We start from the raw sequence: 11,538 nt of genomic DNA, 5'->3' as shown, positions 1-11,538 counted from the left end.
CTTTCAGCTTCTTACACGAAGCTGAAAGACACCGTTATCATGATCTAATGGATTAGACCTTCACAACGCTCAGCGCTTTGCTGCTGTCAAGCAGAACAACATGGTCACCGCTCTTCACGACAGGAGAAGACGCAATCTCGCTCTTGTCAGAAGTTGCTTTCGCGAAGACACCCCAAACCACGCTCAGACGACGTGCTGTTGTTTCGTTTGTCAGAGCAACAATAGGCTGATGTGGGCGTTCACGGGACACGAGAACAGCACTACGGCCATCTTCTGTCTGCACAGCTAGAGCCGAAGCACCCGCATGACGTGCAACATCACCAGCAGATTTTGCCTGAGAGCCCTGAATGCTGCGCTCAGCAACCGGACGCATATTGTCCATACGAGCACGCCAGTCAGCATCACGCTCAACACGGGAAACCGTGCGTGCCATGATGCTCACAGCATCCAGACCATAGCCACCAGCAGCACTCTCAGCAGAAAGCATCACAGCATCCGCACCGTCATACACGGCGTTTGCAACGTCAGACACTTCAGCGCGGGTTGGTGATGGGCTGTCGATCATGCTCTCCAGCATCTGTGTTGCCACGATAACTGGACGGCCCTGACGACGAGCTTCCTTGATCGCACGCTTCTGAACGACCGGCACATCCTCAGCTGGCAGTTCCACGCCCAGATCACCACGAGCAACCATCAGCGCATCAGACAGACGGATGATTTCTTCGAGCTGTTCCACAGCTTGTGGTTTTTCCAGCTTGGTGACGATCCAAGCTTGGCCCTTCGCAATATCGCGAGCTTCCTGAATGTCTTCTGGCTTCTGAACAAAGGACAGAGCCACGATATCAACACCAAGAGACAGAGCAAACTTGAAGTCTTTGTGGTCTTTTTCAGTCAATGCTGGAATAGGCAGCGCAACGTCAGGAACGTTCACCCCCTTACGTTCAGAGAGCTTACCACCCACCAGAACTTCAGTTTCCAGACCATTTTTATTCTTGCTCAGCACCTTAAGGGCCATCTTACCATCGTCCAGAAGCAGACGGTGGCCAACATCAATCGCTGAGATAATTTCTGGATGTGGCAGATTAACGCGCTTTTCGTTGCCTGGTGTTTTATCCAGATCCAAGCCGAATTTCTGACCTTTTTTAAGTACCACTGGGCCATTTTCAAATACGCCAACGCGCAGCTTTGGCCCTTGGAAGTCAGCCAAAACAGCAAGTGGATGACCCACTTTTGCTTCCGCTTCGCGGACCGCTTTATGACGGGCTGCATGCTCATCGTGCGTACCGTGAGAGAAGTTCAGACGGAAAACATTCACACCTGCTTTAGCAAGATTAACAATCTGCTCAGGTGTTGACGATGCAGGCCCGAGGGTCGCAACAATCCGTGTGCGGCGATGATGGTTGTTGGCTGTCATAACATTCCTCGACTTTCTGTGTTCAGTCAGGCTGAATGATTTCACCGGGTTGCACCCCCCACAATGACTGGCGTTCAAGCCAACCATCGTAGCCCCTGACTGTGACATGACACCATGATGACCCTTTTGGGCAGGCTTTGATAGTGCCTACTGTGCCGGGTTCTAGCGCAGCGACCACTTTTTGGTTCGCCTCTTGTGAGCTCATCAATGGGACATCATGATTCTGACCACGCAACATGTCCTGTTCTGGCACATAAGCCACAATACGTGGATCTGCATGTTGTGCAGTCGGAAGGCTCGTTCCATCCCCAGCTGGGGACGGCGGGCCGGGTATAACAAAAGATCGACCGCCTCGTAGCGTGACCTGATGCACCCAGCCTTTCTGGCCGTCTAGGTCTTCAACAAGACGCCAGACGCCAAACTCTCTCTCAATCTTCACGGGATATCCGCGGCGATGATACACCCAATCAATTGGGTACCGTTCCCCCGGCCCACGCCGCATATACACACGGTCTGCCCGCAAAGCGGCAAAGCGCGGCAATGGGAGACCCGTTTCACTCCCCTTATTATCAGCAGAAGCCTCTGAGGGCAGCGCAGCACCCGCCTGCGAAGCAGGGGGAGCAATCGGCCTCTCCTTAATCGCTGCTGAGCCAACAGCTCCAGCAGCGGCGCCCACCGCAGCGGCCTTAGCGACCTTATGTTTCTTATGATGAGAAACATGGTGGCGATGCCCTGCTTCTTCCGCACTATGCTGGGCATAATGTGCGTGATGATGGGCTTTCCCGTGATGATGAGTATGATGGGTTGATTTTTGTGACGCTCCCTCTTGCCCGTACGCAGACACCGCACTGGTCATCAGACCAACACTCGCCATCAGCAAAACGCTAGGCGACACTATACAGCAATAAGAGGCAATCGGCAGCTTCATGCTCTATCCCTGCCAAGGGATGACGTTTTGAGCAAGCCACCTTTCCGCTTTCAGAGCAAAAAAATGCTTTTGAGGAAGCAACCCTGCCCTTCAAGAAAAGCGTAGCAGAAGAGGTTTGAGTGGTTTGACACCGTCTTTAGCGTAGCAAAGCAGCAAGGTTCTAAAAAATCTTTAAGAAATCTTTTCCCGCGCACCATTAATAAATCACCGAGAAATGATCCAAAACGGAAGGATCTTCCAACGTACTGATATCTTGTGCCTCTTTTTCCCCCTGCGCAAAGGAACGCAATAAACGCCGCATCACCTTCCCGCTCCGGGTTTTAGGGAGATTCGACCCAAATCGGATAAATTTCGGCTTCGCAATTGGGCTAATATCTCGTGCAACCTGTTGCCTCAACTCTTGTGCAATCTGGCGGGCTACCTCTTCTCCGTAGTCAGATTTTTTGAGCACGACAAAAGCACACACAGCCTCACCTGTGCTTGGGTCAGGCTGCCCTACAACAGCAACCTCTGCGACCGCATGATCTAAACGACTCAGGGCAGACTCGATCTCTGTTGTTCCTAGGCGATGGCCCGAGACGTTCAACACATCATCTATCCGGCCTGTAATCCGAAAATAGCCCGTATCTTCATCTCGCACCGCACCATCACCTGCCAGATACAAAGTGCCACCCAACTCCTCGGGGAAATAACTCTGCCGGTAGCGTTCATCATCACGCCAAAGAGTGCGCGCCATCGCAGGCCATGGCGACGCGATCACTAACAGACCGCCTTGCCCCCATGGGCGTGGCTCTCCTGCTTCATCAACAATCACCACATCCATCCCTGGGAGAGGCAACGTGCAAGAACCCGGAACAAGCGGTGTCACACCGGGGATAGGCGTAATAACGTGACCACCTGTTTCTGTTTGAAAAAATGTATCAACGTAAGGGCAGCGCCCGTGCCCAACATGTTCGTAAAACCAGCGCCATGCGGTTGCATCAATCGGCTCTCCAACGCTGCTTAATAGCCTCAGTGAGGACAGATCATACGACTCTGGGGCATACACATCCTCCTGCGCAGCAGCCTTGATAAGCGCACGAATGAGCGTTGGCGCTGTGTAGAAGGTCGTAACAGCATGGCGCTGGATGGTCTTCCATACCCGACTCGCGTCTGGATAAAGCGGCACGCCTTCCATAATCACTTGCGTCGCGCCAGCAGCCAATGGGCCATACGTGACGTAAGTATGACCGGTAATCCACCCAATATCGGCTGTGCACCAAAAAACATCGCTCGGCTGGATGTCGTAAGACCACAACATGGTCAGTTTCGCCCAAAGGAGATACCCCGCCGTTGTGTGCACAACGCCTTTCGGCTTTCCTGTAGAGCCCGACGTGTAGAGAATGAAGAGAGGATGCTCCGCAGAAACTGATACGGGTGCACACTCTGTTGGCTGTTGCGACACAAGCTCAGCGTAGGAAAAATCACGCCCTTCCTGACGCGGCCATGCTGTTGCTGTCCGCTCATATACCAAGATTGTGCCCACATGCTCACAGCCACCTAAAGCGATAGCGTCATCGACCCCTGCTTTAAGGGGTAATTCGCGCCCAGAGCGGCATTGCACATTGGCCGTAATGACGGCCACAGCACCTGTATCTTGAAGGCGCTCATGCAGTGCTATTGCTGAAAACCCAGCAAACACCACAACATGAATGGCCCCAATACGCGCGCACGCCAGCATCGCAACCACGCCTTCATCCCCCATCGGAAGATAAATCAGCACGCGGTCACCTTTCTCTACGCCTCTTTCTTTTAGGGCATTGGCGAGCTGACACACACGCTCGTACAACGTGCGATACGTCACTGACGTGACCTTTCCATCCACTGTCTCAAAATGGATCGCCACTTTGTGCTCACACTCAGTTCCTAGATGACGGTCAAGGCAATTTACACTCGCGTTAAGAGCGCCATCATCGAACCACCGGTAAAAGGGTGCGTGGCTTTTATCGAGAACATGGGAAAATGGGTGATCCCATTGCAAATGCTCTTGTGCAAGACGCGACCAGAAAAGCTCCGGCTCTTTCTGCGCCTCCTTACATAAGGCCTCATAAGACGTCATATCTTTAAAAACAGACTGTGACGCATGCTGAAGTGGTGAGTTTATAAGGCGGTCTAACAATAAACCCTGAGCTCTCTCATTACTCACCGCGCCACACTCCTTAGGGATAGTATCATTTTGAATGTCGTTACTAAATCACCTCTTCATTAAGTAGACAACCACCCTAATAGATACAAAATTTATTCGGCCTATACTTTTGCTTTATAGAAATATTGTTTTCTTTTTTTACAGATGGTTATAATGACCTCTTTATGAAATCCAATCTTTGGAAACATGCCCTACAATAAAATAAGGTGCGCTTAATAGGACAAATAGTCGCAACAACGACCATCCTTAAACTCTACAAGCAATTGAACGCTCCAGTGCCCATAAAGGAAAGGCCCGTATCGCTACCTACGGGCCTTTCCAAGACGCTCTGTCATACAAAGCTGATCGGGTTTATTCCCACTCAATCGTACCCGGTGGCTTAGACGTAATGTCGTACGTCACGCGGTTAATGCCCCGGATCTCATTGACAATACGACCGGACACGCGAGAGAGGAAGTCAAAGCTGAACGGATACACTTCAGCGGTCATGCCGTCCGTGCTTGTCACCGCACGCAGAGCACAGGCTTGGTCGTAGGTGCGGCCATCACCCATGACCCCAACCGTACGAACGGGGAGCAATACTGCAAAAGCCTGCCAGATTTCGTCATAAAGACCAGCTTTTCTGATCTCTTCCAGATAAACACTGTCAACCTTCCGCAATAAATCCAGTTTTTCACGCGTGAGTGCGCCAGGGATACGAATCGCAAGCCCTGGCCCTGGGAAAGGATGGCGGCTCACGATCGCCTCAGGCACACCTATTTCCCGCCCAAGAGCACGCACCTCGTCTTTAAACAGCTCACGCAGTGGCTCCACGAGCTCCATATTCATGCGCTCTGGCAAACCACCTACATTATGGTGGGACTTGATGGTCACCGAAGGCCCGCCATTAAAGCTTACACTCTCAATAACATCTGGATAAAGAGTGCCCTGTGCGAGGAATTGTGCTCCGCCAAGCTTCGCGGCTTCTTGCTCAAAGACCTCAATAAACAAGCGACCAATGGTTTTACGCTTCACCTCTGGGTCTGTCACACCCTCTAACTCACCCAAGAACAGATCAGACGCATCGCGATGAACGAGCTTAATATTGAAGCGATCACGGAAAGTTTTCACCACCTCATCCGCTTCCCCAGCACGCAAAATGCCGGGATCGACAAAGATACAGGTCAGCTGATCACCGATCGCATCATGAATAAGTTTCGCAGCAACAGAGCTATCCACGCCCCCGGACAAACCGCAAATCACCTTACCATCACCAACCTGACGGCGGATGCGCTCAATTTCCAGATCACGGAAGCCTGCCATTGTCCATGTTCCTGAGCAACCCGCAACATCATGTGTGAAGTTACGAATCAACGCTGCACCGTGCGGGGTATGCACCACTTCTGGATGGAACTGCACACCGTAGAACTTGCGCTTTTCATCAGCGATGATGGCAAAAGGAGCGCCTTCTGAATACGCCACCGCTTTAAAGCCTTCTGGAATTGCCGCCACACGATCACCGTGGCTCATCCACACCTGCTCTTGCGTGCCCTGCGCCCACACACCGTGAAACAACGAACATTCTTCAGCCACATCAATGGTGGCACGCCCAAATTCACGATGATCATGCGTTTCAACACGACCACCCAAATTGTGGCACATGACCTGCTGACCGTAGCAGATTCCTAGAATCGGGCGCCCCATTGTGAAAATATCTTCAGGAACCTTTGGCGCTTTCTCATCATGAACACTCGCCGGGCTCCCAGAAAGGATAATCCCACGCGGGTTAAAGTCGCGAATCTTATCGCTGCTCACCGTGAAGGGCCAAATTTCGCAGTAAACGCCACTTTCACGGACACGACGTGCAATAAGTTGTGTGACCTGACTTCCAAAATCGAGGATCAGAATCCTGTCTTCATGGAGGGTCTCATCAAGCTGTTGAAGGGAATTCGCATGCTGTTGCGTCAAGATTCTGACCTCGCCTTTAAGATGTGGCATGATAGAGTAAGTTGATAACGCCCTTTATAGAACGGCTCATAGGGTGTCGTCATCCTTAACTATCACAGCATTCTCTCATTTTAGGGGTTCTCATGCGTCTGGCAGTGCTTCCTTCCCTCCTCGCCCTTGGCCTTCTCACATCCTGTGAGACACCAACCGCAGCGTCAGACCCTTACGGCACATGGGTTGGAAAGCTCGTTACCGATGAAGGGCAATGCCCCACAGACGAACTCTCAGCTTTTAGAGTGCGCGGCAACAGCATCGTTTTTAACCCAGGCCTAAACTCTTCTGTTCTGCGCGGCTCTTATAAAGAGGGAGACCAACACTATCATGCCGAGCTCGTTGATAAGGGCATGAACAATACGCCCTACCGTCAGGTTTTTGATGGCTACCCCGTAGGCCAAGGGATTGGCGGAACATTACAAACACCACGTTGCCGCGCCCACATTACCCTTGTCCGCCGCTAAAGAGCGCAAAAATTTAAAAAACTTTATCAAAGGGGGTTGCGCACCCCCGCTAGAATAGCTAGAAACCGCCTCAACAACGCAACGCACTCGTAGCTCAACTGGATAGAGCACCAGACTACGAATCTGGGGGTTGGGGGTTCGAGTCCTCCCGAGTGCACCATTTCCCTGTATAATTTATCCTTAATACGACGCTATGATGTGGTCGGATTCTGTCGCTATTTTTGCGCTCATTCAAGCGATAAACCTGACAGTGAGAGCCTTCCCTTTAAGCAACGGGAACGGTAGTCTAGCTCTATGAGTCTTTCACATTCTGATCCCACCTATAATGACCTTCTTCGCACCCATCCGGCTGTGACTGCAGACCCACAAAAAGGGCTGATGGTCGGTTCGGTTGCTCTTAGCACTCTTGCTGAGGAGGTTGGCACCCCATGTTGGGTCATCAATGCCGAAACGCTGCGCCTCAGAGCGCAGTTGATGCAACAAGCTTTTACGGATGCTTCCCTCCCTGTTACCTGCCATTTTGCGGTTAAATCCCAAGATAATCAGGCCTGTTTGACTGTTTTAGGGCAAGCAGGATGGGGCGCTGACGTTGTCAGTGGTGGAGAGCTTGAACGCGCTCTTGCTGCAGGTATTCCTGCCGATAAAATTGTTTTCTCGGGTGTGGGCAAAACGGACGACGAGCTCAAACTCGCCATCACGCACGATATTGCCCAAGTAAATGTTGAAAGCGCTGAAGAGCTACACCGCCTCAACGGGCTTGCTCAACAGATGGAGCGAACAATACGTGTCTCACTGCGCGTTAATCCTGACGTTGATGCCAAAACACATAGTAAAATTACAACAGGTCGTGCCGAGGATAAGTTCGGCATTGCTTACACAGATATTCCCTCTCTTTACCGCACCGCACAGCGAGATATGCAAGGCCTCAATGTCCGTGGGCTTGCCGTGCATCTTGGGAGCCAAATTTCAACGGAAGAGCCGTTCCGTCAAGGCTATACGCAGCTTGCTAAAATGGTCACAACTCTCCGTCAGGATGGGCTGAGCGTTGAGGATATTGATTGCGGTGGTGGATTAGGAATTACCTACCGGAATGAAATCGCCCCCGCTCCCGCTATGCTCGCTCAGGTCATGGCCGATATTTTTGGAGCTCTTGACGTCAATTTGCGTGTTGAACCGGGCCGCTGGCTTTCCGCCCCAGCAGGTGTGCTTCTTTCCCGTGTCATTGATACTAAACAAGGCACCCATCAATTTGTTATCCTTGATGCTGCCATGAGCGAGCTTGTGCGGCCTGCTATGTATGATTCATGGCATGGTATTCTCCCCGTTCACCTTCCTGATGCCGAGGCCGCAACAAGTCCTGTTGACGTTGTTGGGCCTGTTTGTGAAAGTAGCGATACTTTCGCCAAACAGCGCATGTTACCACCATTAAAGCGTAACGATCTCGTCGCAATTCTAGACGCAGGCGCCTATGGCTCAACAATGAGCTCAACCTACAATTCTCGGCCATTTGCCGCACAAATTATGGTGGATGGGGATCAATGGGCTGTCATTCGCCCTCGCCAAACGCTTGAAGACCTTCTAGCATGCGAGAAAACTCCCCACTGGTTCACACAAGGCGCGTGATAAAGGCAGCATGAAGGCACGTTCCCTCTCCCGACTGGCAGCACTTCGCCGTAAGGCGCACCGTGTACTCCGCCTTGAGCAACTTTGGAGCGAGCTGCGCTGGCCGCTCTTGCTGCTCATCATATGGGTGGGAACGTCTCTTCTTCACATTCCACAGTCATTGCCTGATAGCCTTCACGCCCTCTTAGAGGGGGGCGTGCTCGTCGTCATCCTCTGCATTCTCCATCGCCGTATTCAGGGCCTTCCGCCTCTCACCCCACAACGCGTTGATGCACGAATCGAAACTGATTCCGCTCTTCCCTTTCAGCCCCTCAGCACTTTGGGTGATAAGCCTGTGGGAGCAGCGCATAATGACCATCATCAGCTGATATGGGCTCATCACCAATCGCGCGCTTTAGACGCCTCACAAGAGCTCCGTGTCCATTGGCCGCGGTTTTTCCCGAATTATCGCGCTAAATCTATTGCTGCTTTAATTCTTCTCGCTCTAGGCGGGATTTTCTACATCAGCAATCCCCACTGTCTCTCACGTCTACGAGCCGGCTTCTTACCCGGCACCGACGATGACAGTATTGCCCTTCCGCATGTCCAAGCGTGGGTCGATAGCCCAACCTATGCCCCATCAGCTCCCCTCTTTTTAGGGCAAGACGTCCATCCCAGCAAAAACCCGCTTGCTGCCGGGGCTATGTTGCATGTTGTCATAACAGACAGTAACGGCCCTCCTGTCTTACACGGAGCTTCCGTCCAGCATCTGCAAAAACTGTCTTCTCAAAGCTGGCAATTAGAAGCCTCTTTGCAACATTCAGGCGTCGTCTCTCTGCATGTGCGTGGGCGTACATTATCCCGCTGGCAATTCTCTGTTACAGAGGATCGTCCCCCACAACTCAGCTGGACCGGGAAACCTGGCGCACAAAATAATGGCTGGCAAACGCGTTTCCCATGGAAAGCAGAACAAAACTACGGGCTCCGTTCTCTTGAGGTTGAGCTTTCCCTCTCACCACGTCAGCATAGCAAGCTCCATACGCAAAAGAGCCTCCGTGTCCCCCTTCCACTTGATGGCACGCCCACACATGCTACCTCCCAAACAACGCTAGATTTATCTGACAGTCCCTTCGCTGGCATGAAAGTTCAAGGCACACTGCATGCCCGTAGTCTTTCAGGACTAGAAGGAACATCTCCAACTGTGACATTCACCCTTGGAGCGCGCCATTTTACCGATCCACTCGCACGAGCACTCGTGACCCTCCGCCAGCAGATCGCTCTGGGGTCAGAAGACATGCTTGACGGACAACGCGACCTCGCCTTGCTCACCGCACTTCCCGCGCCACGCGATGTACAGGTGCCCCTAACCGTCATTAATACGCTCTTTCAAGCGCATGCATCGCTTCCCTCTTTGGAAGAGCAACTCTGGTTCTTAGCTCTTTATGTAGAAGATCGTGCCCAAAATGGTCTCGTAATGGCTGCCTCAATGGCTGAAGTTCGCGCAGCCCAACAGGACGCGCAACAGCAAATCACGGCCATGGGAGCTGCGCATCCACCAACGGAAGAACAACAGCAGGAACTGCATAAGCGTCTGAAGCGCGTTGAAACGGCCCTCACCGACCATATGCAGTTGATGATCCAAAAGGCGAACCAAAGCGGCATTGTTATGCCTTTGCCCAATGGTAAAAACGCTCCTTGGACACGTTTATCCAAACATATTGAACGCGATACACGGCATAACAAAACGGCACGTGCTTCAGCCAGATTACGCGAAATGGTAGAAATGGCCGAGCAAATTCGCCAAGCCAATATGGGCGATATGCAGTCTCTGGCCCAGCAAATGGCCGCGCGTGCTGAAGCAACCGCGCAAAAGGCAGCGTTGAGTGACCTCATTAAGCGTGAAACTCAGCTCCTTAACCAAACGCAAGCACGCCTCGCTATCATACACCAAAAGATCGCGGCCATGCAGGAAACCAATGATGTCGGCCAAATGTCCACATCAGACCTTCTCCGCCAACTCGGGATGACGGGCTCTCCCAGCGCGTCACCTTCCTCATCGTCTGAGGACGCTGCCCAACTCGACGATGTAACGCGTCAACGCTTTGCTCAGGAGCGCCAAAATAATCATGGCGTGCAATATGCACTTCGCGTTCTAGACGATATTTTGGCCAAGCGCGGGAAAGATGTAACAGGAAAAGAGAATAAAAGCCTGAACAAAGCGTCAACTGATATGGGAACGGTTCTTCAGGAATTAGCTCAGCGCCATGACGACAACGCTGCCGTTGCCGAACGTAAAGTGCTGGAAGACCTCTCTCAAGCTCGCGATGAGATGAAAAAGAATCAGAGTTCTTCTCAAAAAAATCACCAAGGACGTTTGGGCTTTATTCCTCCGCCTCAACCTAATCAGGGCCAAGGCCAAGATCAGGGACAAAGCGATGAGCAAGAGGGCGGATCGCAAGGTTCGGGCTCTCTTCAGCAAGGGCAAGAAGATCAAGACCAAGATCTTGATGATCAATCAGACGATGGTTCTGATGACAGCCAAGGTGATGAGGACAAATCTGAGAAGAAAAATCATGATCCTTTAGGGCGCAAAATGCCCAATGGGCCCGAAACAGACGCCCATATTCCAGACCATGATCAAGACCGCACTCGGGCTATTCAACGAGAGCTTGAACGCCGTGCAGCTGACCGCACACGTCCGCAAAGCGAGCTGGATTATCTCAACCGTCTCCTCGCTCCTTTGCGTCAAACACCGTAAGCTCACGAACAAAGGCTTTTGAACCCTTAGGGTTCAACAGCCTCTCTTGGGCACTGGCCTATCATGCCCTTCACGCAAAGCCTGACGCCTTCATCAGACAAAAGACCAATATGTTCCTATCTTACCGCCTCTCTGAGAGAGCAAGAATAAAAGATCTGGGGAGAATGCCATTGTTTGAAGAGAAATTTTAAGCCAAAACCGCTCAGA

Annotated in this window: 7 protein-coding genes and 1 tRNA gene; 4 read left to right on the top strand and 4 right to left on the bottom strand. The window is 51.9% G+C overall.

Features of this window, described 5'->3' with window-relative positions; translation table 11 throughout:
• Positions 1–52 precede the first annotated feature (52 nt).
• The 4 genes from pyk to guaA form a co-directional block, all read right to left on the bottom strand.
• Positions 53–1,414, bottom strand: a complete 1,362-nt coding sequence (gene pyk / locus F457_RS0101105; protein ID WP_018979285.1) for a pyruvate kinase — start codon at positions 1,412–1,414, stop codon at positions 53–55.
• Between the two features lie 22 nt (positions 1,415–1,436).
• On the bottom strand, positions 1,437–2,342 hold the full coding sequence (locus tag F457_RS11815) for an SH3 domain-containing protein (protein WP_018979284.1): 906 nt from the start codon (positions 2,340–2,342) through the stop codon (positions 1,437–1,439).
• Positions 2,343–2,538: 196 nt separating this feature from the next.
• Complete coding sequence (gene acs / locus F457_RS0101095) at positions 2,539–4,527, bottom strand: acetate--CoA ligase (protein ID WP_018979283.1); 1,989 nt, start codon at positions 4,525–4,527, stop codon at positions 2,539–2,541.
• Between the two features lie 351 nt (positions 4,528–4,878).
• Positions 4,879–6,504, bottom strand: a complete 1,626-nt coding sequence (gene guaA, locus F457_RS0101090; RefSeq protein WP_018979282.1) for a glutamine-hydrolyzing GMP synthase — start codon at positions 6,502–6,504, stop codon at positions 4,879–4,881.
• 92 nt (positions 6,505–6,596) lie between these two features.
• On the opposite strand from guaA, the gene F457_RS11810 reads away from it, so the two are divergent.
• The 4 genes from F457_RS11810 (at position 6,597) to F457_RS0101070 (ending at position 11,331) form a co-directional block, all read left to right on the top strand.
• Positions 6,597–6,971, top strand: coding sequence for a hypothetical protein (locus F457_RS11810; protein ID WP_018979281.1), 375 nt, complete (start codon positions 6,597–6,599; stop codon positions 6,969–6,971).
• Positions 6,972–7,054: 83 nt separating this feature from the next.
• Positions 7,055–7,131 (top strand) — tRNA-Arg (locus tag F457_RS0101080).
• Between the two features lie 134 nt (positions 7,132–7,265).
• The gene (lysA, locus tag F457_RS0101075; protein ID WP_018979280.1) at positions 7,266–8,594 is read left to right on the top strand and encodes a diaminopimelate decarboxylase; all 1,329 of its coding nucleotides are present in this window, start codon (positions 7,266–7,268) and stop codon (positions 8,592–8,594) included.
• 10 nt (positions 8,595–8,604) lie between these two features.
• On the top strand, positions 8,605–11,331 hold the full coding sequence (locus F457_RS0101070) for a DUF4175 family protein (RefSeq protein WP_018979279.1): 2,727 nt from the start codon (positions 8,605–8,607) through the stop codon (positions 11,329–11,331).
• Positions 11,332–11,538: the final 207 nt, after the last annotated feature.

This window comes from Saccharibacter floricola DSM 15669, assembly GCF_000378165.1.
GTDB classification, from domain to species: Bacteria; Pseudomonadota; Alphaproteobacteria; order Acetobacterales; family Acetobacteraceae; genus Saccharibacter; species Saccharibacter floricola.
The sequence above is the reverse complement of the archived record's forward strand: the minus strand, read 5'-3'. Positions and strand labels throughout refer to the sequence as shown.